The sequence below is a fragment of the Opitutus sp. sgz309028 genome (assembly GCF_059821195.1).
The window spans coordinates 1,453,820-1,475,640 of record NZ_JCAMRR010000002.1 but is presented as its reverse complement, the minus strand read 5'-3'; the positions used below and the strand labels follow the sequence as shown (position 1 = coordinate 1,475,640).

At 66.6% G+C, this 21,821-nt stretch carries 16 protein-coding genes; 10 read left to right on the top strand and 6 right to left on the bottom strand.

Annotated features, from left to right (window positions below):
- Positions 1 to 17: 17 nt before the first annotated feature.
- Positions 18 to 1,322, bottom strand: a complete 1,305-nt coding sequence (locus AC6RV7_RS11780) for a 3-deoxy-D-manno-octulosonic acid transferase (RefSeq protein ID WP_500094175.1) — start codon at positions 1,320 to 1,322, stop codon at positions 18 to 20.
- Positions 1,323 to 1,567: 245 nt separating this feature from the next.
- Between AC6RV7_RS11780 and AC6RV7_RS11775 the strand changes: the two genes are divergently transcribed.
- Together AC6RV7_RS11775 and AC6RV7_RS11770 are read left to right on the top strand one after the other, a co-directional pair.
- Positions 1,568 to 2,563, top strand: coding sequence for a glycoside hydrolase family 43 protein (locus AC6RV7_RS11775; protein WP_500094174.1), 996 nt, complete (start codon positions 1,568 to 1,570; stop codon positions 2,561 to 2,563).
- Positions 2,564 to 2,618: 55 nt separating this feature from the next.
- Complete coding sequence (locus AC6RV7_RS11770) at positions 2,619 to 5,474, top strand: M16 family metallopeptidase (RefSeq protein ID WP_500094173.1); 2,856 nt, start codon at positions 2,619 to 2,621, stop codon at positions 5,472 to 5,474.
- On the opposite strand, the gene AC6RV7_RS11765 is transcribed toward AC6RV7_RS11770, so the two are convergent.
- Positions 5,471 to 6,472 carry an exosortase/archaeosortase family protein gene (locus AC6RV7_RS11765; RefSeq protein ID WP_500094172.1) on the bottom strand — a complete coding sequence of 334 codons (1,002 nt, stop codon included), beginning with the start codon at positions 6,470 to 6,472 and terminating at the stop codon, positions 5,471 to 5,473. The genes AC6RV7_RS11770 and AC6RV7_RS11765 overlap by 4 nt on opposite strands.
- Positions 6,473 to 6,555: 83 nt before the next feature.
- Positions 6,556 to 7,881, bottom strand: a complete 1,326-nt coding sequence (gene fabF, locus AC6RV7_RS11760; RefSeq protein WP_500094171.1) for a beta-ketoacyl-ACP synthase II — start codon at positions 7,879 to 7,881, stop codon at positions 6,556 to 6,558.
- Positions 7,882 to 8,118: 237 nt separating this feature from the next.
- Here fabF and AC6RV7_RS11755 point away from each other — a divergent pair, with 237 nt between their 5' ends.
- From AC6RV7_RS11755 to AC6RV7_RS11745, 3 genes are read left to right on the top strand one after another with little or no spacing between them, the layout of a single operon-like run.
- Entirely contained in the window at positions 8,119 to 8,661 is a 543-nt protein-coding gene (locus AC6RV7_RS11755) for an HIT family protein (RefSeq protein WP_500094170.1), read from the top strand.
- A 9-nt stretch (positions 8,662 to 8,670) separates the two neighbouring features.
- On the top strand, positions 8,671 to 9,648 hold the full coding sequence (locus tag AC6RV7_RS11750; protein ID WP_500094169.1) for a PhoH family protein: 978 nt from the start codon (positions 8,671 to 8,673) through the stop codon (positions 9,646 to 9,648).
- Between the two features lie 18 nt (positions 9,649 to 9,666).
- A complete protein-coding gene (locus tag AC6RV7_RS11745; protein WP_500094168.1) occupies positions 9,667 to 12,066 on the top strand; it encodes an HD family phosphohydrolase in 2,400 nt (799 codons plus the stop codon).
- 34 nt (positions 12,067 to 12,100) lie between these two features.
- Here the strand turns inward: AC6RV7_RS11745 and AC6RV7_RS11740 are convergent, their stop codons facing one another.
- Genes AC6RV7_RS11740 through AC6RV7_RS11730 form a run of 3 tightly spaced genes read right to left on the bottom strand, consistent with a single transcriptional unit; the run spans position 12,101 to position 15,907 of the window.
- Positions 12,101 to 13,066: an FAD binding domain-containing protein gene (locus AC6RV7_RS11740; protein ID WP_500094167.1), complete on the bottom strand. Its 966-nt coding sequence runs from the start codon at positions 13,064 to 13,066 to the stop codon at positions 12,101 to 12,103.
- Positions 13,063 to 15,240 (bottom strand): xanthine dehydrogenase family protein molybdopterin-binding subunit, encoded by a 2,178-nt coding sequence (locus AC6RV7_RS11735; RefSeq protein ID WP_500094166.1) that lies wholly within the window; start codon positions 15,238 to 15,240, stop codon positions 13,063 to 13,065. Before AC6RV7_RS11735 ends, AC6RV7_RS11740 begins: the two co-directional genes overlap by 4 nt.
- The gene (locus tag AC6RV7_RS11730; protein ID WP_500094165.1) at positions 15,227 to 15,907 is read right to left on the bottom strand and encodes a (2Fe-2S)-binding protein; all 681 of its coding nucleotides are present in this window, start codon (positions 15,905 to 15,907) and stop codon (positions 15,227 to 15,229) included. Before AC6RV7_RS11730 ends, AC6RV7_RS11735 begins: the two co-directional genes overlap by 14 nt.
- 198 nt (positions 15,908 to 16,105) lie before the next feature.
- Between AC6RV7_RS11730 and ybeY the strand changes: the two genes are divergently transcribed.
- The 5 genes from ybeY (at position 16,106) to AC6RV7_RS11705 (ending at position 21,756) form a co-directional block, all read left to right on the top strand.
- On the top strand, positions 16,106 to 16,612 hold the full coding sequence (ybeY, locus tag AC6RV7_RS11725) for an rRNA maturation RNase YbeY (protein ID WP_500094164.1): 507 nt from the start codon (positions 16,106 to 16,108) through the stop codon (positions 16,610 to 16,612).
- Between the two features lie 57 nt (positions 16,613 to 16,669).
- Entirely contained in the window at positions 16,670 to 17,614 is a 945-nt protein-coding gene (locus tag AC6RV7_RS11720; protein WP_500094163.1) for a hypothetical protein, read from the top strand.
- A gap of 108 nt (positions 17,615 to 17,722) precedes the next feature.
- Complete coding sequence (locus AC6RV7_RS11715; protein ID WP_500094162.1) at positions 17,723 to 18,388, top strand: DUF502 domain-containing protein; 666 nt, start codon at positions 17,723 to 17,725, stop codon at positions 18,386 to 18,388.
- A gap of 60 nt (positions 18,389 to 18,448) precedes the next feature.
- Positions 18,449 to 19,066, top strand: a complete 618-nt coding sequence (locus tag AC6RV7_RS11710) for a hypothetical protein (RefSeq protein ID WP_500094161.1) — start codon at positions 18,449 to 18,451, stop codon at positions 19,064 to 19,066.
- Positions 19,067 to 19,146: 80 nt separating this feature from the next.
- Positions 19,147 to 21,756, top strand: a complete 2,610-nt coding sequence (locus AC6RV7_RS11705; protein WP_500094160.1) for an ATP-dependent DNA helicase — start codon at positions 19,147 to 19,149, stop codon at positions 21,754 to 21,756.
- Positions 21,757 to 21,821 lie beyond the last annotated feature (65 nt).

Genomic DNA, 21,821 nt, shown 5'->3' with positions numbered 1-21,821 from the left:
TCGTCGAAAATCGGCCGCTACGAGCGAATCCGCGCCGCATCGAGCTTCGCGAGTTCGTCGTGCAGTACCGCGAGCGTGCGCTCCACCGCGCCGGCATTCGCCCGGTGCCAGCCGCCCGCGGCTTCCGCCATCGCCGCCCGCCGCGGCGCATCGGCGAGCAGCGCCGGCGCCTCGGACGCGAGGGCAAACTCATCCGCCACTTCCGCCGCCGCGCCGCACGCCAGCAGTTCTCGCGCAATGGGACGGAAGTTGCTCATCCGGGGACCGAGCAAAATCGGTTTCCGCAGCGCCGCGGCCTCGACGGGGGTTTGCCCGCCTTCGTTCGGCGGCAGGCTCTTGCCGATGAAAACGAGATCCGCGAGCTGCGTGAACTTCCGCAATTCGCCCGTGGTATCCCCGACGGCGACGTCCACCTCGCCCGGCGCGGCTCCGTGGGAGCGGAAATGAAAGCTCACTCCGCTGCCGCGGATCAGCCGTTCCAGTTCCGGTCGCCGCTCGGCATGTCGCGGCACGATCAGAAGCGAACACCGCAGCCCGCGAGCGCGCGCCGCGCGCAACGCCTGCAGCAACGCCTGCTCCTCGCCCGGCCAGGTCGAAGAGCCGAGCAGCACAAGTCCCTCGCCCAGCCCCAGTTCACGTAGCAACTGCTGTCGTTCCTCCGGCGCGAGCGGCGCGAGGGCGACATCGAGTTTCAGATTGCCGGTCGTCGATATCCGTTCCGGCGATACGCCCAACGCGCGAAAACGCTCCGCATCGTGCTCGGAGCTCGCGAGCAGTCGGGTGATCCCGTGAAACAGCGCCCGGTTCACCGCCGGCCAGCGCGCCAGCCGACGGTAACTGCGATCCGACATGCGGGCGTTGATACACACCACCGGGACGCCGCGGCGCTCGGCCTGGTGCAAATGTTCCGGCCAGCGTTCGCCTTCGGTGAGGATCACGAGATCCGGTCGGATCCTCCGCCAGGCGCGGACCGCAAACGGCCACCAGTCGATGGGGAAATAACCGAGCCCAAGAATCGTCTGGCCATAGCGATCGAGCGCAAGCCGGTGCCCGGTGCTCGTGGTGGTCGTGAGATAAATTTCCACGCCCTCGCGTTTCAGGAGCCCCTCGAGCAGCGGCGCAATCGCGAGCATCTCGCCGACACTCACCGCCTGCAGCCACACCCGCTTTGCGCCGCGTCGCTTGGGCGGAAGTCCCTCATGCGATCCGAACCGATGGGTAAACTTTTCCTTGTAGCCGCCGCGCCGCCGCATTCGCCACAGGTAGCGGGGCGCCAGGACCAGGAGCGCGGGCAGAAACAGAAATCGGTAGAGCCAAAGCATGGATGGCGGATCAGGCGAGGAAGGGGCGAACTCCACAACCACGCCGCATTTTTTCCGAGCCTTTTCCGTGGCGGGAAGTTATGCGTTCGGCGAACCGACGTCCGAGTTCCCCCAGCGACGCAACCCCGTTCGACGGCGGCCGTTTTCACCGGTTTTTTGCCACCGCGAGCTAGTCTTTCGAGCCGTGCTCCGCCCAACTCTCGCACGTGCCACATCGGGGATTTTCCCATCCGCAGCGCCGGGGCATGGCCCCATCGTTTCGCGTTTCCACGCGCACCCCGCCGCTCACGGGAGCCCATCGGCTCCTCCCCGCGCCGGCCCAGGATCCGCAGGTGCTGCGGCACGACGGGGCTTACTATTACTGTGAATCGACTGCGTCGGGCGTGCACATTCGCACGGCGCAAAACCTCGCCGGCTTCGGCGCAAGCGAGCGCCGCAGGGTGTGGCGGCCGCCGGCGCGCGGACCGGTTTCCGCCAACCTCTGGGCGCCGGAACTGCACTGGATCGACGGCCGCGGCTACATTTATTTCGCGGCGGATGACGGCCAAAACGAACACCATCGCATGTGGGTGTTGGGCGCCCGCACCTCGGATCTCGCGGGCGACTACGAATTTCTCGGCGGACTCGAAACGGAGGGCTGGGCCATCGACGGCACGCCGTTTTGCGATGCCGCGGGAGCGCGCTATTTTGTCTGGTCCGGCTGGCCCGGCGCGCAGGATGGGCAGCAGAACTTGTATATCGCGCGGATGAAGAATCCCGTGACGCTCGACGGGCCGCGGGCGCTGCTCGCGACGCCCACGGAATCCTGGGAGCGTCGCGGCCTGCCGCTGTGCGAGGGTCCGCAGATTCTGCAACGCGCCGGACGGACGTTCCTGATCTATTCCGCGAGCGGTTCGTGGACCGCCGATTATTGCCTTGGGTTGATGGAGCACCTCGGAGGCGATCCGCTCGAGCCGGGCAACTGGCGCAAGCACGGCTGCGTTTTCCGTCGCAACCGCCACGCATGGGGCGTCGGCCATTGCGGTTTCACGACCACGGCCGACGGACGCGACTGGCTGCTTTACCATGCAAAGACATCGGTCCGGCCGGGCTGGGCCGATCGCGAAGTGCGGGCGCAACCATTTCACTGGCGCGAGGACGGCTTGCCTGAATTTGGCGGGCCACTGCCGTGCACGGAATCGGCAACGGCACTCGCGTTCCCAAGTCTGCGCATCGAGCCGGCGCTGGTCCGCAGCGCGTAGTTTCTGCATCACGTTTTCCGCGTGACACGCCATGCGGCGCGGGAAACCTGAGCCTGTGCTCCGGCACTTCGCCCTCCTTTTCCTGTTTCCGCTGCTGCTCGCGGCGCAATCCGATCCGATCTGGCCGGAAGTCGACAGCGACCTTCCCGCCGATCCAGGCCTGCGTCAGGCGCAGCTGGCCAACGGATTTCGCTACGCGCTGCTGCGCAACGCCGAACCGAAGGATCGCGTTTCCCTTCGGCTCGTGGTGCGCGCGGGCTCGCTGCACGAACGGGACGACGAGCGCGGGCTCGCGCATTTTCTCGAGCACATGGTTTTTCGCGGGACGAAGCGTCATCCGAACGGAACGCTGACGGCGGAACTGCAGAAGCTCGGGATCGGGTTCGGTCCGGACAACACCGCGTTCACGCTGCCGGATTATACGATCTATCATCTCGAGTTGCCGGACACCCGCGATGCCACGCTGCGACAGGCCCTGGAGGTGTTTCGCGAATACGCGCAGGAAGTGACGTTCGATCCCGGATTGATCGAACGCGAGCGCGGCGTCGTGCTGAGCGAACTCGAAACCCGCAACACGCCCGGCGACCGTGCCGGCCGCGCGAATCTCGCGTTCCTGTTTCCTCAGGCTCGCCAGGTCGCGCGCGTGCCGATCGGCACCGCGGATGCGATCCGGTCGTTCACACGCGAACAGTTCGTGGCGTTTTACGATGCGTGGTATCGCCCCGAACGCATGGCGCTTGTGATCGTCGGCGATCTCGATCCGGCCAAAGTCGAGCCGGCGATCGCGGAGGTCTTCGGGGAAATGCGCGCGCGCGGACCGGCGCGCAACGACGTGATTGCCACGATTCCGGCGGAGGCATCGCCGTCCGGCATCGTCGTCTTCGCCGATCCGGGAATGATCGGCGCGACGTGCAGCCTGCAACATCCGTTTCCCGAGCCGCGCGCACCCGATACGCAGGCGCGACGCGTCCGGCAGCTCCACCGCGCACTCGCGTTTGCGATGTTCGAAAGACGCGTGACGCGACTGGCGGGCACCTCCACCGAGGGCTTCGTCGCGCCCGACGCCAGCATCGAGCATCCGGTGCCGGGCTGGGCGCTCGCGAGCTTCGGCGTATCGGGCACGATCGCCGACTGGAAAAAGTTCATGACGCAGGTGGAACAGGAACACCGGCGCGCGTTCTTCTTCGGTTTCCATCCCGGCGAACTCGCGGCGGTGCGCCGTGCGTTCGTCACCGGCTACGACGAAGCGGTGCGCACGCGCCCGACCCGCCCTTCGCCCTGGCTGGCAGGAGGAATCGTCGAAGCGCTCGTGCACGGCCACGTGTTCACGACGCCTGCCGCGGTGAAGGAGGATCTCGCTGTCGCGCTCGCCGATGCCACGCCCGCGCAGTGTCTCGCCGCGTTTCGCGACGCATGGAGCCGGCAGGCGCCGCATGTGTTTGTGGCGACGCATCCGCAATTCGCGGTGGAACCGCAAGCCATCGCCAACGCCATGAACGAAAGCCGTCAGGTGACCGTCGAGCCGTTCCCCGAAATCGGCACGCCGGAGTTCGCCTACACGGATTTCGGCCCGCCCGCCGCGGCCATCCGGACCCGGCACGTCGCCGATCTCGACGTCGACCAGGCGGAGTTTGGCAACGGCGTGCGCCTCAATTTCAAGCCGACGCCGTTCGAGGCCGACACGGTCCACCTCTACCTTCGCGTCGGCCGCGGTCGGCAGTCGCAACCACCCGGAAAGATCGGCCTCGACCTGCTCGCCAACCATCTCGTGCCGCAGGGCGGCGTCGGACGCCACACGTATCAGGAAATACAAGACATCTGCGCGGACCACGCGGTGTCGGTCAACTTCTTCACCGAGGACGATGCGTTCGCCGTCAACGCCCGGTGCGCCCGCCGCGACCTCCTTTTCTGCCTGCAGATGATTGCGGCCCATCTCGAGGATCCGGCGTTCCGTCCCGAGGCGCTGCGGCAGATCCACGCGCATTTCGGCTCGATGTATTCGTCGCTGTCGGCGTCCGCCGGCGGCCCCATTTCCGCCAACGCGGAACGCGTGTTCGCCAACGACGATCCGCGTTTCGGCGTGCCCGCGCCCGAGGAACTCTACGCGCGCACCGTCGAGGAAGCCGCGGCCTGGCTGCGCCCCGAGCTCAAGCACGGCGCCATCGAGCTCGGCATCGTCGGCGACACGACGTGGGAGGAAGCGGCCGGCGCCGTCGCGCAGACGCTCGCCGCCCTGCCGGCGCGAAAGCCCTTTGCTGACGTCCGGCCGCGAGCGCTGGCGTTGGCCAAACCGAAGCGGCCCGCGTATCTGTTCACCACGCCGCCGCAGCTGCGCCAGGTCGCGCTCGCCTGGCTCTGCCCCGCGCCGGATGTCGCCGATATTTATCGCGAGCGTCGCTGCGCGCTGCTGGCGGAGCTGGTGACCGACCGGTTGCGCGTGCGGTTGCGGGAGGAACTGGGCGCGACGTATCACTGCACGGCTGATTTCGTGCGCCACGACAGCTTTGCGAACATGAGCTACTTCCTCGTTTACGCGGAGGTGTCGGCGTCACAGGCCGAGCAGGCTGCGGACGTCCTCCGCCGCGAGCTGATGGCGCTGCGAAAGGGTCGCTTCTCCGAGGAGGAATTCGAACGCGTGAAAAAGCCATTCCTGCGCTCCCGGGAGGACGACCTGCGCACGAACAGCTATTGGGGTCACACGGTCCTGCGCGATGCCCAACAAAATCCGCTCCGCCTCGTCGCCGCGCGCGACCGCGCCATCGACACGCCGCGTATCACGCGCCGGGAAATCGCGCAGCTCGCACGCCGCTACTTCGACGTGAAGCAGAGCTTTCATTTCGTCGCTTTTCCGGCCTCGGCCGGCCCGACGGTCACCGCGTTCGGCGCGCTGGCGCCCCACGCCTCCGATTAGCCGGCCGGCGACTCGCGTTGCGGCTCGTCGGCCGCGTCGCCCAGTTGCAGATTGAAAAGCGGGAGAAGGCAAAACAGGCCGGCGACGGTGAGTCCGAGCACCGCGTAACCGGCGGCATCGTGCACAACGCCGTCGATCGCCTCCGGTCCGTGACGATACGCCCACGCGGTCAGAAAAATCCCTCTCAACAGATTCGTGAGAAACGCGAGCACCAGCGCCGCGAGCACCAGCGCGATTTTTTTCCAGAGCCGGTCGAGAAAAATGGCGGCGAGAAACGATCCCGCGAAAAGGCACCCCGTGAGCGAACGGATCCCGGAGCACGCATCCTCCACGCCCACCGTTCCGTTCGGCAGGACCAGCACGCTGCCCTGCTGCTCGATCGGCAGTCCCAAAATATCGAATACAAACGAAACGACGGTCACCACCTTTCGCAGCAGGAAAAGCTTCAGCTGCGACTCCACCGCCGAGACCATCGGCGCCGACACGAGCCACACCAGCACCGGAAACAGGAAGCAGGCGGTCAGACGGAGACGCGGGTCGTCGCGCCAGCGCCGCGCCGGCGTTGGCGTTCCGTCCGCTGCGGGGGCGTTCAACAGCAGCAGCGGCAGCACGAGTCCGATCATCCCGAGCGTGATCGCCAGCGTGCCCGGCTGCGACGTGCCGGCGCCGGCGCGATAAAAGGTCCCGAGCAAGAACATCGTCGCGCCGCCCGCGAGCATCAGCCCCACGCCCGCAGCGAGGACGAATCGCGCGAATCCACGCACCCGCGGGCTCCCCGCCGCGTGGCAGGCGGCGAGCGCGTCCATGATCTTCGGCCAGCGATCATACACCGCAAAGATCGCGAATGCCGGCACGAGCCAGCCGAAGCTGTAGTCGTCCTTCACCCGCCACCAATGCGACTGGTCCCACGCCACGAAGCCCAAAAACGCCGCGCTCAATGCCAGCGCCGCCAAAAACGGCGCCGTCGATCCGGCCGCGAATGACGCGAACCGCTTCATGAAACAGGAAAGGAAGGGCGAACCATCGCGAGCATCCGGAAGCGCGCAGCCGTTGGCCAACCGCTGCGCGCGTCCGGCAAGCGTCAAACTGCGGCGACGACGATCGACGCGTTCGTCCCGCCGAACCCAAAACTGTTGGCGAGCGCGGCGCGCACCTTCTTTTTCACCGCGGTGTTGGGCGTGAAGTTGAGACCGGTATCGCCACACACCGGATCGAGGTTCTCGAGATTGATCGTCGGGGGAACGATGCCCTCCTGGATCGCTTTCACCGCGGCAAACACGCCCATCGCGCCGGCGCCGCCGAGCAGGTGGCCGACCATGGATTTCACGCCGCTGACGTGGAGTTGTGTCTTGTTCTCGGCAAACACGGTGGCGATCGCGGCCGCCTCCTCACCGTCGCCGCCGGGCGTCGACGTCGCGTGGGCCGAGACATAATCGATCTCCGTGGGTTTCAGTCCCGAACGGTCGATGGCCGCCTGCATGGCGCGCGCCGAGCCTTCCGCCCCGGGCGCGAGCGACGACAGATGATAAGCATCGGCCGAGGCGCCGTAACCGCGCAGTTCGGCGTAGATCCGCGCTCCGCGTTTCACCGCCTGCTCGTATTCTTCGAGCACGAACACCACGGAGCCTTCGGACAAAACGAAGCCGTCGCGATCGCGATCATACGGACGCGACGCCTTTTCTGGCGCGTCGTTCCGCGTCGACAGCGCGCGCATCTGCGCAAATGCGCCGATCGCCAGCGGCGTGACGGTCGATTCCGCGCCGCCCGCGATCATCACATCGGCATCGCCGCGCGCGATCGCCGCCGCCGCTTCGCCGAGCGCATGTCCGCTGGTCGCGCAGGCGGAGGCGACGCTCATGTTGGGGCCGCGAAACTCCAGCAACAAACTCACCTGACCGGCGAGGAGGTTGGGCGCGATCTGGATGATGAAGAACGGTGAGATCTTGCGGAAACCGCCCGCCTTCCACGTATCGTGCATCGCCTCCATTTCGGGCAGGCCGCCCAGACCGACGCCGAGATTCACGCCCATGCGATCGGACGACAATGTGGCGCGGTGCGCATCGAGTCCCGAATCGATATACGCTTCCACCGCTGCGACGGCCCCAAGATGGGTGAACCGGCCAAACTTCTTCACGTCTTTCGGCGTCAGGACCTGGGTGAGCGGCTCGTTGGCAGGGCCTCGTGGATGAACGGGCTGCGCGAGGGGCTTCGTCGCGTCGAAGTTGCGCACCTCGCCGGCGATCTGCGCCGAGCAACCGGTGGCGTCGAAGCGCGTGATCCGCCCCAGCCCACTGCGGCCGGCGATCAGCGATGCCCAGGTTTCGCTGGCGGTATTTCCGCACGGAGTCACGGCGCCGAGGCCGGTAATGACGACGCGGCGTCGAACGGAGGAGGTGGCAGCATTCATGGAAAAGAGTCGGACTAAAGAGCGCCCGGAACGCGGTGCGAGGGCAAAAATTCCATCCCTCGCCAACGGCTTGCAGTGTCTGGCGATGCGGCGCCTTGCGCTCATCTGCCGTTCGGCCGCCCGCTCTTTGCAAGCCCCTGGACGCAAGCATCCGCACCCGCGCGTTCCTCGCGTTCCGCCCATGAGAATGAGGGCTTTGACTTTGAGAGTTCGGCTCCTTTTCCTGTCCCTTCTCTCATGCAGCAGCTTCACGCTTACTGGCGCATGGAATACATCGAGGCGCCTCGCTATCCGGCGAAAATGAAGCGCCCGTTCACCGAGTTGCCCGCCCTCGGCGACGACCGCAAGGCGTTGATTGTGCATCGCAGCCGGCTCGCCTATCTCGTCCTCAATCGTTTCCCCTACAATCCGGGTCACCTCCTCGCCGTGCCGTTCCGGGACGTCAACGATCTTGTCGACCTGAGCGCTGCCGAAGCGGCGGCGCTGATGGCGGAGATCGTGTTCGCGAAACGCCTTCTTGCCGCGGCGCTGAATCCCGACGGTTTCAATGTCGGCTTCAATCTCGGCTCCGCGGCCGGCGGCAGCATCCCGCACCTGCATGCGCACATCGTGCCCCGCTGGAATGGCGACACGAACTTCATGCCGGTGATCGGTCAGACCCGAACGCTGCCGCAGTCGCTCGACGCGACCTGGGAGCGTCTCGCGACCGTGGCGGGCGGCCTGAAGCCGGTTGCAAAATCCGCGAGACGCGCCAAACCCCGGGCGTCCTCTCGCAAGTAACTCTTCGCGGTGTCCTCCAAATCCCTTCATTTCCCGTCACCCCGCCACCTGCACGCCCTTTACGCCGGACGCGACGACAACCTCGGCTACGCTGAGCGCGCCCTGGGCGTGAAACTCGTCTCCCGCGACTCGACCTTGAAGATCGATGCCGCCGCCGAGCCGCTCGCGCGCGCCGAGTCGCTGTTTGGCTTCCTTAATGACGCCCGCACGCAGGGCATGACGATCCGCACGCCGGATTTTCACCGGATCACCGACACCTTTGCGCGGGGCGAGGGAGAATCGCTGCGGGAGTTGCTGGCCGAACCGCTCGTCATTGCGACCAATCGCAAGACGATCGTCCCCAAGACGCTGGGACAAAAGCTCTACCTGAAATCGATGCTCGCACATCCCGTCGTGTTCGGCATCGGCCCGGCGGGCACGGGCAAGACCTATCTGGCGATGGCCGCGGCGGTTTCGGCGTTGCTCAAAAACCAGGTCGAGCGCATCATTCTCACCCGGCCGGCGGTGGAAGCCGGCGAGGCGCTCGGGTTTCTGCCCGGCGATCTCCGCGAAAAGATCCTGCCCTACCTGCGCCCGCTCTACGACGCCCTGCACGACATGCTCAGCGCGGAAGACGTTTCCCGGCTCACCGAAAAAGGCGTGATCGAGATCGCACCGCTCGCCTACATGCGCGGCCGCACGCTGTCTCATGCGTTCATCGTGCTCGACGAGGCCCAGAACACGACGCCCGAGCAGATGATGATGTTCCTCACGCGCCTGGGCGAGGAGTCGCGCATGGTGGTCACGGGCGACGTCACCCAGATCGACCTGCCGCGCTCCAAGCAGTCCGGGTTGCTCGAGGTCCGGCACATTCTGCGGGACATTTCCGGAATCGATTTCCACACTTTCAGCGGGTCCGACGTCGTTCGCCACCCGCTCGTGCAACGCATCATCGAAGCCTATGACGCCTACCGAAATCCGATCAAGGGCGCCGGGGAGCCCGCTTAGCCAAGCGCCTGCCTAACGATGTCCGTTCGCGATCAATTCAAGCTTCTCGTCGGCGGCCTCAACGCGCGGCGCGCGCGCCCCGCGGCCAAACATTCGGCCGTCACGCATTACCTGGACCGCAGCCGGCTCGTCTCGGTTTTGATCTTTCTGATCACGGTCACCACGATCGTGCTGATCAGTTCCGCGCGGCTCTCGACCGCCACGGTGCCGGTGCTCCCCAACCAGGTCGCCACCGTGCGCGTCGTTTCGAGCGCCTCCTTCAGCTACGAAAGCGAGGAGCGCACGCGCATCGCCAAGGAGCAGCTGATGGAGCGGGTGCCGCCGGTTTACCGGCTGGAGATGGAGCCGCTGCAGAAATTCGAAGCCGCCGCGCGCGACCTGCTTTCGCAACTCGAGCTCTTCGAACAGCGGCATCCCGCCAACAGCCCGGCGGCAACCACCGAGCGCCGGCAGGCACTCGCCGCCTTCGCCGACTCTTTCAACAGCCGCGGCGGCTACCGCGCGAGCGTCGAGGATATCGGCGCCATTCTCACTGCTGGCGACGCCCGGCTGCGCGCCAGCCTGTTCGACAACGGCCTCGCCGCGCTCCGCGACATCTATGCGCAAGGCGTCCAGGACGGCTCCCTCACCGCCGGACCCAATGGCGCCACGGTTTTTCAGATCGCGCGTCCGAACGGCGAAATCACGCAGCGCCCCGTGCAAAGCATGGAGGACGCGCTCACCTTCCTGCGGGTCAACCTCGCCGCCGAGGGTGTGCCGCGTTCCTCGGCCCTCGCCCTTTTCCGCGTCTTCCGCCAAGGCCTCGTCCCCAACGTCATTTACGACCGGGAGGGAACCCTCGCGCGCGAGCAACTGGCCGTCCGCCAGGTCAAACCCGTGATCGTCGGCGTCGTCCGCGGCCAGACGATCATCGAGCCCGGCGAACGCGTTTCGCCCGAGCAATACGAGATGCTGATGGCGCATCGCCGCTACCTCCAGGAACACACCGACACCAAACTCGAGGATGGCCTCGTGCTGTTCGGTCGCGTGCTCCTCGTGCTCGCGATGGTGCTCGCCTCGATCATCTATATCCGGCTGGAGGATCTCGAGACGCTCCTCAGCAACGTCCGCCTGAGCCTCCTTGCCCTCGTCGTCATCATCAACCTGGGCATGGTGCGGCTCGTCTATGAACTTGGCGGCGTCGACTTCTTCGTGAGCGACGGTTCGTGGGCCTCGACCCTGCCCTACATCGCGCCGACGGCCTTCGCGCCGCTCATCGTGGCGATCCTGATCGACGCAGGCTCCGCCATCTTCATGGCGCTGCTGATCTCGATCTTCACCGGCGTGATCTACGGCAACCGCATCGATCTGCTGGTGCTGACGTTCGTCGCCTCGCTCGTTGCCATTTTCTTCTGCCGCGACGCGCGCCAGCGCGGAAAGGTCGTGCGCGCCGCCGGCGCCGGCGGTCTGACGATCGCGGCTTTTGCGGCGCTCATCGGCATCGCCGACCAGACGCCTTCCGAAATCATCCTGCGCCAAACCATCGCCGGGCTCGGCATCGGCCTCGCCACCGGCATCGCCGTGGTCGGCCTGCTGCCGATCCTCGAATCGCTCTTCAAGCGCACGACCGACATCACCCTGCTCGAGCTCACCGATTACAATCACCCGCTCCTGCGGCGCATGCAGCTGGAAGCGCCGGGCACTTATCATCACTCGCTCGTCGTGGCCCAGCTCGCGGAAAACGCCGCGAACGCCATCGGCGCGAACCCCCTCCTCGCCCGCGTCTGCTCGCTGTTTCACGATGTCGGCAAGACCGCCAACGCCGCCTGTTTCGGCGAAAACCAGCGCGACGGCGTCGATCCCCACGCCCACCTCGATCCCGAATCTTCCGCGCGCATCATCAAGCAGCACGTCTCCGAAGGCGTGGAACTGGCGCGCAAGCATCACCTGCCCAGCGCGGTGATCGACGTGATCGAGCAACATCACGGCACCACGCTCGTCCGCTACTTCTACCATCGCGCGATGGCCCGAACCCGGACACCTTTCGCGCCGGCCGTCGGCGAGGAACAGACCGCTGGCAGCCAGCCATTCGATCCGTCCGCAAACCCGCCTCCGGCGGCGCCGACGATCCCCGAGGCGCCCTATCGCTACGACGGTCCCCGGCCGCAGACCCGCGAAAGCGCCATCATTTCCCTCGCCGACGGCGTCGAAGCCGCCTCGCGCTCGCTGCGCCAGACCACCCCGGGGCAATTGACGGAGCTGATCGACCGGATCGTCGGCGAGCGCATCACGGACGGGCAACTCGACGAGTGCCCCCTCACGTTCACCGAGATTGCGCGGATCAAGAACAGTTTTCAGTTCACGCTGCTCAACATGCTGCACGGGCGCGTGGCGTATCCGCCGGCGGCCGAGAACCCGCCGGCGAAGTTGAAGGCCTAGCTTTTTCGCCGCCGCCAGCGCGCCTACTCGGCGCTCAGGACGCCAGACGCGCCAGCGCCCGTTTCACCAGCGCGCGGGCGAGCGGCACTTTGTATCCGTTGTGCTCCGACGGCTCGGCGTCCTTCAGCAGCAAGTCCGCGGCCGCAGTCGCGACGTCTTCCGACGGCGCCCGGCCTTCGAGCAACGCCTCCGCTTCGCGGCGACGCCACGGCACCGGCGCCACGCAGCCGAGCACGAGCCGGACCTGGCTCAGCTTGCCGGCTTGGACCCGAGCGGACGCCGCACAGCTAACGAGCGCCCAGTCGAAATCGTTTTTCTCTGCCATCTGCAGATACGTGCTGCGCCGGTCGGCTTCGGCGTTCACCTCGATCCGCAGAATCAAATCCGTCGGCTCGAGCGAGTGATGCAACCGCCCATTCCGCCACGCCGCGTCGTAGAGTTCGGCCATCGTCAACGTGACGGTCTTCGCCTTCCGCTGCACCACGACGGTGGCGTCGAGCGCAGTGAGCGCCATCGCGAGATTCGAGACGCACGGGCTCAGGCAGCGCGTGGCGGAAAACAAACTGTGATACTTGGTCTGGCCTCCGCGCGCCAGGCAGCGTGGGCCGCCTTTTTTCAGGCAGCGCAACTCGCGGTGCCGGTAATACCAGCAGCGCGAATGCTGCGCGAGATTGCCGCCGAGCGTGGCGACGTTGCGCATCTGCGCCGATCCGACCTCGTCCGCCGCCTCGCCGATCGCCGGCAGCGCGCGTCGCAGTTCCGCATGCCCGGCCAGCTCCGTCAGCGTCACGTTCGCACCCAGGCTCCAGCGCGCATCGGCGGCGACAATCTCGCGCGTGCCGGGCAGTTTTTTGATGTTCACCAGCAGCGCGGGCTCCGCGAGACCTTCCTTCATTTCGCCCAGCAGGTCGATGCCGCCGGCGATGAATCGCCCATTGTCGCGAACCAGCCCGACCGCCGAATCCGCCGACAAAGCCGTGGCATAGGCAAATGCATTCATGCGTGACACTCCGGTTGAAACTCCACCCACGCTCCCGCCGGCGCCGCGGCGAACCGCGCGAAAGCCGCGCCCGTATCAGACCCGGCGATACCGCTCGTCGCGTCCCGGCCTGGCACCTGTCCCAGCGCGGCGAGCACCTTGTCGGGCGTGATCGGCAGATCTCCCACGCGCACGCCAAGGGCGTTCGAAACCGCGTTCGCGATCGCCGCCGCCGTCGGCACGGTGCAGGGCTCGCCCACGCCGATGACACCGCGCTCCGGCATGTCGAGCAGCACGATCTCGATGTCCGGCATGTCGGCCGCGCCCGGCAGCTTGTAGGTTTCCAAATTCGGGTTGAGGACGACGCCGGTGCGATCGTCCATGATCCGCTCCTCGTAGAGCGCGTAGCCGATCCCCATGATCACGCCACCGTTGATCTGGCTTTCACACGTGAGCTTGTTCACGACCGTGCCGCAGTCCTGGACGACGAGCATCTTCCTCAGCTTCACGAAGCCGGTCTCGGTATCCACCTCGACCTCGGCAAACTGCACTCCGCCCGCGCCGCCGGTGGACAGACCAGGCCGCCATCTTCCGCGCACCTGCAACGGCGCCCGGCCGATTTTCGCGCAAGCGGCGAGCCAGTTTTCGCCGCGCGGATCCTCGAAGCCGCTGCGCTGCTTCAACTCCGCGACCAGCTTCTCACACGCATCGTAGACCGCTGGAGAAATCGACGCGGTCGTGGCGCTGCCGCCACTCGGACCGCTCGGCGGAAAACGCGTGTCACCGATGCTCACCGCCACGCGCTCGCGGTCGACGCCCAGCATTTCCGCCGCGACGACCTGCACCACGGTGCGCGCGCCGGTGCCGAGATCCTGCGTGCCGACGCGCACCTCCACCGTGCCATCGCTGTTCGCCTGGATTTCCGCCTGCGTGCCTTCGCCGCCGCTCATCCACGCCGCGCCCGCGCAGCCGACGCCGGTTTTCACCGGGCCCGGCGACGAGCCGGGTTTCCGATACTTCTGTTTCCAACCGAAGCGTTCGGCCCCGAGCCGATATTCGCGTCGGCGGATCTCCGACGGATCGTTCTTGATCCGCACATCGAGCGGATCGAGCCCGAGCTTCACCGCCAGTTCGTCGAGAATTCCCTCCATGCCCACCGATGCCACCGGGTGGCCCGGGGCGCGCATCGCACAGGACTGACCGGCGTTCACCGCCACACTGCCCTGCTTCACCCGCACGGCCGCGGGTTGGTAGATATAGGGAGACGGAAAACCCGCGCCGCCGCTGCCGCCCGCGTTGTCGACACCCGAACTGAATCCGGGCGTGCCAAACGAATGCAGCTCGAATGCCGTGAGATTTCCCTCCGCGTCGCCGCCGAGTTTGATTTTCTGATACGACGACGGCCGGTTGCCGACGGCGAGGGCCTGCTCGAATCGCGTCAGCACCAGCTTCACCGGCGCGCCGGCCTCGCGCGCCAGGCGCGCGCAAAGCAGCCCTTCGACTCCCGGCGCAAACTTCGAGCCGAACCCGCCGCCCATGTGGTCGCAGATCACCCGCACTTTGTTCTGCGGCAGCTTGAGCGCACTCGAGAAAACGTCCCGGCAAATAAACACGGCCTGCGTCGAGGACCAGGCCGTCAGTTCCTCGCCGTCCCACTGCACCGTGTGACCATGCGGCTCCATCGGATGATGAAGCTGCACCGGCGTGTGAAATGACGCCTCGACGACCGCCTTCGCTCCCGCGAACGCCGCGTCGACGTCGCCGTTCTCCTTCGTCGCGCCTTCGCCAAGATTCGGTTGTTTCGCGGCCACGCGCGGCGCCTCGGGCTTCACCGCCTCCAACTCGTTCACCACGAAATCGCGCGGCTCGGCCTTGATGCCGACGAGTCGAAGCGCATCCAACGCCGCCTGGCGCGTCGTCCCGGCGATCGCTGCGATCTCCTGGCCATAATACAACACATCGAAAGGCGGTTCCTGCGCGAGCACCGCGGCGCGAATGCCGGGTGCCGAACGCACGCGCGAGAGGTCGACGGCCGTGATGCGCGCCGCGGGCATTCTGGCCCGCACGATGACTCCGAAAAGCAGCCCGGGCGGCGTCACATCGGTGGTGAACTTCGCGCGGCCGCTGACCTTCGCGGGAGCTTCCACCCGCGGCATTTCCTTTCCCAGATAACGGGTTTGGCTAGGCCAGGGCATGGTCGTGAACGAGTTCGAGTTTGTCGGCGACCGGCTGGCCGCTGGCCGCCAGGGCCGCCGTAAAGATTCTTGGATACGAGCCGCAGCGGCAGACGTTGCCGGCGATCGCGCGCCGAATTTCCGGTTCGGTCGGGTGCGGATTTTTCCGCAACAACGCGGTCAAGGTCATCACCATGCCCGGCGAACAGTAGCCGCACTGCAACCCGTCGCGGTCGACAAACGCCTGCTGCAGTGCCGTCAGCTTTCCGTCCACCGCGAGACCTTCGATCGTCTCGATGGACGCGCCCTGCGCCTCGATCGCGAGCATCGAGCAGGCATAGACCGGCACGCTGTCGACCAACACGGTGCACGCGCCGCACGTCGCGCGATCGCACGCCTCCTTCGCGCCGGTGAGTCCCGCGTGCAGCCGCAACGCTTCCAGCAATGTCACCCGCGGCTCGATCTGCAACGTCACCGTCCGGCCGTTGATCGTCAGCGCAACCGGCACCGCGCCCGGTCCGTGCACGCGTTCCGCATTCGCCTCGGCCAGGCCTTGCGCGAGATTGGTGGCGCCAAGCGCGGCCGTCGCGACGGCCGACGTGCCAAGACACTTGAGGAAGTCGCGACGCGACACGACCGGCTTGGCGGCGCCCGGGCATTCCTTCGAACCATCAGGCATGCTCTTCATGGCGAGAGGGGTTGGGGGCTCCGCCATCATCGCGCCGGCACGCCTGGGCGCCAAGGGAATCTCCAGCACGGCGGGAAGTTATTCCGAAAACGAAAGCGCAGTAGCACGCGGACTGATGCGCACACCTTCGCTGCGCGTGCACGGTTTCGTTTCACCCTTGCCGCGGCTTCGTCCAGCGCGCACCTACGCTGTCACGCCATGCGCCGTCCGCTCGCCATCGCCAACCAGCATCCCCGCCTCCGGCTCGACCGCCGCGCGCTCGCGAGCGCCATCGCGACCCTCGACGCGCACCCGGCGGAATTCAACGGCGGTTGTCCCGCCGGCGAGTTGTCGCTGGCGTTCTTCACCGACGGGGCGCTCGCGCAACTCCATGCCGATTTTCTCGACGATCCGACGATCACCGACGTGATCACGTTCGAGGGTAATCCGGATCTCGGCACGGCCGGCGAGATCTGCGTGTCGGTCGACGCCGCGCTGCGTCACGTGGAGCTTCCGCTCGCGCGCGGCCGCCGGGCGGTCCCCGCGGCGCGGCTGGCGGCGTTTTCCGACGAACTAACGCTCTACGTTGTCCACGGTTGGTTGCATCTCGCAGGCTACGACGATCTCCAGCCCGCGAAAAAACGCGTCATGCGCCGCGCCGAAGCGCGCGCACTCGCGCTGCTCCGCCGCGCCCCCGGCGGGCTGCCGCGGTTTGCGCTGAAGTGATCGAAAATTCGCCGCGCCAGTGACTCCGGCCGTTTGCATCGGGCGTATTTCCCTACGATGCAAACCTTCGACTCACACCCCCTCTCCCATCTCGTCGAGCGGCGCGTTCCACTCGTCCATCGGCCGCGGCGCAGCCGGATCCTCGTGCTCGCCCTGGCCGCCGCCACCCTCGTCTTCGCCCAGCGCGCACCCGCCCGCGACGGCATCATCTGGGACTTCCCGCAACCGCACCCGGTCGGCGAACCGAATGTCGCCACGCAAATCGTCCTCCGCCCCGTGACCGGCGTGTATGCGCCCGCCCCCGCACCCGCGTTGATCGCCGTGCCGGCCGGCGCGAAGGTGACGATCTCCACCTTCGCCAGCGACGACGCGATCACCGGCGTGATCTGGTTCAAGGACGGTGAACGTCTCCCCACCACCGCGAAGACGCTCGTCCTCGACAAAGCCACCACCTCTCACTCCGGCGTCTACACCGCGCAGTTGCAGCGCGAGGTCGAACCCACCGTCCTCTACGCGTCCGCGACCGAGCGCATCCGCCTCGATGTCGGCGCGTCGAAACCGCAGAAGCTTGTCAACATCTCCACGCGCGCGACGATCGATGCCGCGCAGCCGACGCTGATCGTGGGTTTTGTGGTCGATGCCAATCCCGCCAACCCGCGCGGCACCAGCCATCTGCTGATTCGCGCCGTCGGCCCGAGCCTCGCAGAGTTTGGCGTGCCGCAGCCGCTCGCCGCACCCAAGGTCACGCTCTTCGATGCCAAAGGTAACAGAATCGCCTGGCCCGAAGTTTACATCCCCGAGTGGAATCCCTACGCCCTGGCGAACGTCGTCGCGCCCGCGGTCGGCGCCTCGCCGTTGAAGGAGGGCACGAAGGATTTCGCGATTCTCCAACCGCTTCCGGCCGGCGCCTACACGGTGCATGTTGCCAGCGCCGATGGCGGCTCGGGCGATGTCGTCCTCGAGATCTACGAGGTGCCCGAGGAGGACGTCCCGCAGCTTTGATCGGCCTGATCTGCAGCCGATCGATCCAAGGCGCGCGCCTCGTCCGGGAGGCGTGCGCCTTCTTTTTCCGTGCCTTCGCCGCGCCGGCTCCGCTAGCGTCCGACACTCATGGCTGACGAAGCGCACTCGCCCTCGCGGATCATCTCGTTCCGGAACGCCTTCATTTCCGGCGCGCTGTTGTTGGCGCCCCTGATCGTGACGGTGTGGGCTTTCAGCACGATCATCGACGTCGTTGGGGGAACGTTTCGCCCCATCTATCGCGATTACCTGCCGGAGTCGTTTCAACACATCCCGTTCTTCTGGGATCTCGTGGCGACCCTCGTCGTCATCCTCCTGGTCACGCTGCTCGGCTATCTCTCCCAATACGTCTTCGGCAAAATCTTCCTCACCATGGGCGAACGGGCGATCCAGCGCATCCCCGGCGTCGGCGGACTTTATGTGTCCGTCAAACACATCGTCACGACCCTCGGCACCCAAAACCGCAACCTCTTCAGCAAGGTCGTGCTGGTCGAGTTCCCGCGCGAGGGCTGCTGGGCGGTGGGTTTCCTGACCAACAAGCAACAGGGCGAGCCGCACACGTTCATCGGCGGCGAGGTCCTGACCGTATTCATTCCGACCGCGCCCAATCCCACCAGCGGCTTTCTCATCATGCTGCCGAAGGAAAAAGTGCGCGAACTGGACATGGCTGTCGGCGACGGAATGAAGATGATCATCTCCGGCGGCGCCGTGATTCCCACGTGGCCCACGCCGCAGGCCGCCGAGCTCGCGAAGTAATTGCGTTTTCCAAACGCACGTCACCCGCCGCCGCATCGGGCGCCGATTTCCCCGCCGATCATGCCTGCGCTCCCGCTGCAGACCGACGCCTTCGTGCTGCAGAAGCGGCCGCCGACCGACTCGTTTCAAAGCCTCACGCTGTTTTCGGCCGAGCACGGATCGCTTCTCGCGCTACAACGCGTCAGCAAAAAACCGTCCGCCGCCGCGACCACCCTCGACCTGTTCGACGAAGTCGCGTTTTCCCTCGAAAGCTCGAACCAGGGTCAGACTTGGTTCATCAAGGAAACGCGTCTGATCGCGCGCCATCCCGGCCTCGGTCGCAGCTACGAAACCCTGCGGGCTGCCTCGACCCTCGCCGCGCTCGTGGCGCGCAATCCCGTCGGCGAGGAGAGCCGCTCCTCGGTCGCCACGCTGCTCCGGCAGGCATTGGCGGCGCTCGCCGCCGGGCATCGTCCCGATGTCGTGTGGTTCAAAAGCCTCTACCGCTTCGCGCGTGACGAGGGTTATCCGTTGCGCGAAGCGTGGTTCCCCACGCTTCCCTCCGCCGACCGCGGTGTCGTCTCGGTGCTCGTCAACCAGCCGCTTGCCGCGCAAACCGCCGACGCGCCGGTCGTGACCCGGCTCACGCGCCGACTGGAGGAGTATCTGCGCGGACACACGGAAATTTTGCTGGATTAATCGCGAGCCAGGCGAAACACGCGAAAATGCGCGAAGTGTGATTTCGTTTTCCGGCGTTTCCTGTATTTCGTGCCGGCTTCATGGTTTTCGATCTCGATCAGCGCACCGCCAGCCTGAGCGTCGGCGAGTTCTCCGCGTTTTCGACCGGCCCGCGCGATGCGGGGAGCGGCGCGCAGGGTCTGTGGCGCGCGCAGCTCGGCACGCACTGGCACAACGAACTGCGCGCCCGCGCCACGGACGAAACCCCACACGCGGAATTCGAGATTCCGATCTCCGGCCACGTTTTTCACCAGGGCTGGACGCTCACGCTCACCGGCCGGATCGACCAGCTCATCCGCGATCCCCACCGCGTCGTCCTGCGCGAAATCAAGACCGTCACGCGCAATCTTCCCGCCGACGAATCCGAGTTGCGCAGCGAGCACCCCGACTATTTCGCCCAGCTCGGCGCCTACGTTCACTTGCTGCGCCAGCAGACGTCCGGCGGCGCGATCGCGGAGCTTTGCGCCGAGCTCGTGTTTGTCGAAACCGACTCCGGACTTTCGCAGACGATCGCGCTCACACCGGCGGACGACGTTTTCCTGAAGGTTCAACTCGAGCGCGTCGCGGAGTTTCTCAATCTCCGGCAGCGCGCCCGCGAGCGGCTGCGGAACCTCGCCTTCCGTCCCGCGTTTGCCACGCCGCGGCCGGGGCAGGAAACGACGCAGCGCGATTTGACCGCGACGTTCGAGCGGCAGCCGCTGGTGTTTTTCGAGGCGCCGACCGGCTTCGGCAAAACCGGCGTGCTGCTCGAATTTGCGCTCGGCCAGCTGCGCACCGGACATTTCGACCGCGCGCTTTATCTCACCAGCAAATCCACGGGCCAGCTCCAGGTCGTCCGCACGCTGCAAACCATGACGGCCGGGGAGGCGCCGTCGGGCGTCGCCGGAGCGTCCGCCACGCCGGTCGGGGTCTGGCATGTTCGCAACAAGGCCGAGCACTGCATCAACACGACGTTTCACTGCGTCCGCGAGTCCTGCGGTTTTCTCGATCAGGTCGAGGCGCGCTGGCCGAAAAGCGGACTGGCCCGCTTCTATCTCGACGAAAAACACGCGCGCGATCTCGATACGCTCCGCGCCGCCGGCCGGCAGGCGCGAATCTGTCCCTATGAGATCACGCGTGCCGCGCTCGCGTTCAACGACGTCTGGATCGGCGACTACAATTACGTGTTCTCTCCGTCTAGCCGCGGTTTGTTCTACAACCAACCGGGCTTCGACGCCGCGCGCAGCCTGCTGCTGATTGACGAAGCGCACAACTTGCCGTCGCGCGTCGCCGACACCTACTCGCACGGGTTCACTGTGCTCGAGGCCTTCGCCGCGCGCGACGAGTTACACCGGCTGCGTCCGCTCGCACGCCTCGTCACCGCGTGGGATCATTGGTGCCATTTCCTGCAGCACCTGCGCGCCTGTGACGCGCTGACTCCTACAGACCAGGACGATGCCCATCACCTGCTTTCGGAAGTCGCGCGCATTCTGCCGGAAGTGCCGCTCGACTATGGCGAGCTCGGGCCGCAGGCCGCCGCGCTGCTCTGGCAGGTGCCGACCGTCGTCGAACAACTCGCCGCCGCCCTACCGATGCTCTGGTGGTGTCCGCGCGACGCCGAGCTCGCGCTCACCTGCCTCGATGCCGCGCCGGCGATCGCGTCGACGCTGCGCGGCTTCGGCGGCGTGGTGCTCGCGAGCGCCACGCTCACGCCAGTCGAAAGTTTCGCGACCGCGTGCGGTCTCGACGCGCCGCCGGACATCGCGCCAGCGAAATCGCTCGCCGCCGCACCCGACCGGCTCGGCGCGCTCACCAAGCGCGACACGAAAAAACTTTACCGCCAGCTGACGAGCGCCGCCGAACTTCTTCGCGTCGAAGAAGCCCGCGACGCCGCCGCGCCCGCGCTGCTCCGCGCCCACACACCGTGGCGCGAAGGCGCCTACGACGTCGCGGTCGACGCGCGGGTCGACACCACGTTTCAACATCGTTCGCATCATTATACGACAACGGCGCTCACGATCGCGTCGCTCCACCGCGCGGCCGCGCGCGCCCGCGACCTGGCGGTGGCGAATTCCCGCGGGTCAACGTGCGTCGCGGTTTTTTTCCCGTCCTACGCTTATGCCGAGGCGATTCAGCGCGAACTCGAGCAGGTCGCGCCCGGCCTCCGCGCCGCGCTCCAACCTCGCGCCCGCGACCTCGCGGCCCAATCCGCCTGGGTCGAGGAATCGCTGGCGCTCTCCGACGCCTTGTTTCTCGTGCTCGGCTCGAGTTTTGCCGAAGGCATCGACGCGCTCGGCGGTCGGGTCTCGCACGCGCTGGTCGTCGGCCCGGCGTTGCCGGAAGTAAATGCCGTGCAACGCGCGCGACTCGCCGAGTTCTCCGCCCTCGGGCGCGAGGCCGCGTTTCGTCGCGTTTATCAGGTGCCGGGCATGACCAAAGTGAACCAGGCGCTCGGCCGGCTCGTGCGCGCTCCGGGCCAGCGGGCGCGCGTCCTGCTCCATTGCCGGCGTTTTTTGGAGCCGAGCTATGCCTCGCTGCTTTCGCCCGATTATCAATTCGGCCGCAATCTCGCATCCGACGAAGACTTGGCCGCTTGGCTCGCCTCCGGACCGGATGCGGATCGCGTCGTTGAACGCGCGGTAAAAACCGCGCCCCGGGCAAATCCGCATTGAGCCCGCCCGCGTCGACGGCACTCTCTCTCCGCCCCGCGGTCGTAATGCGATCCCGGCCTCCTCGC

Coding starts and splice junctions, on each gene's coding strand:
- AC6RV7_RS11780 (WP_500094175.1), bottom strand. CDS start 1,322: ATGCTTTGGCTCTACCGATTTCTGTTTCTGCCCGCGCTCCTGGTCCTG.
- AC6RV7_RS11775 (WP_500094174.1), top strand. CDS start 1,568: ATGGCCCCATCGTTTCGCGTTTCCACGCGCACCCCGCCGCTCACGGGA.
- AC6RV7_RS11765 (WP_500094172.1), bottom strand. CDS start 6,472: ATGAAGCGGTTCGCGTCATTCGCGGCCGGATCGACGGCGCCGTTTTTG.
- fabF (WP_500094171.1), bottom strand. CDS start 7,881: ATGAATGCTGCCACCTCCTCCGTTCGACGCCGCGTCGTCATTACCGGC.
- AC6RV7_RS11755 (WP_500094170.1), top strand. CDS start 8,119: ATGCAGCAGCTTCACGCTTACTGGCGCATGGAATACATCGAGGCGCCT.
- AC6RV7_RS11745 (WP_500094168.1), top strand. CDS start 9,667: ATGTCCGTTCGCGATCAATTCAAGCTTCTCGTCGGCGGCCTCAACGCG.
- AC6RV7_RS11740 (WP_500094167.1), bottom strand. CDS start 13,066: ATGAATGCATTTGCCTATGCCACGGCTTTGTCGGCGGATTCGGCGGTC.
- AC6RV7_RS11735 (WP_500094166.1), bottom strand. CDS start 15,240: ATGCCCTGGCCTAGCCAAACCCGTTATCTGGGAAAGGAAATGCCGCGG.
- AC6RV7_RS11730 (WP_500094165.1), bottom strand. CDS start 15,907: ATGAAGAGCATGCCTGATGGTTCGAAGGAATGCCCGGGCGCCGCCAAG.
- ybeY (WP_500094164.1), top strand. CDS start 16,106: ATGCGCCGTCCGCTCGCCATCGCCAACCAGCATCCCCGCCTCCGGCTC.
- AC6RV7_RS11720 (WP_500094163.1), top strand. CDS start 16,670: ATGCAAACCTTCGACTCACACCCCCTCTCCCATCTCGTCGAGCGGCGC.
- AC6RV7_RS11715 (WP_500094162.1), top strand. CDS start 17,723: ATGGCTGACGAAGCGCACTCGCCCTCGCGGATCATCTCGTTCCGGAAC.
- AC6RV7_RS11710 (WP_500094161.1), top strand. CDS start 18,449: ATGCCTGCGCTCCCGCTGCAGACCGACGCCTTCGTGCTGCAGAAGCGG.
- AC6RV7_RS11705 (WP_500094160.1), top strand. CDS start 19,147: ATGGTTTTCGATCTCGATCAGCGCACCGCCAGCCTGAGCGTCGGCGAG.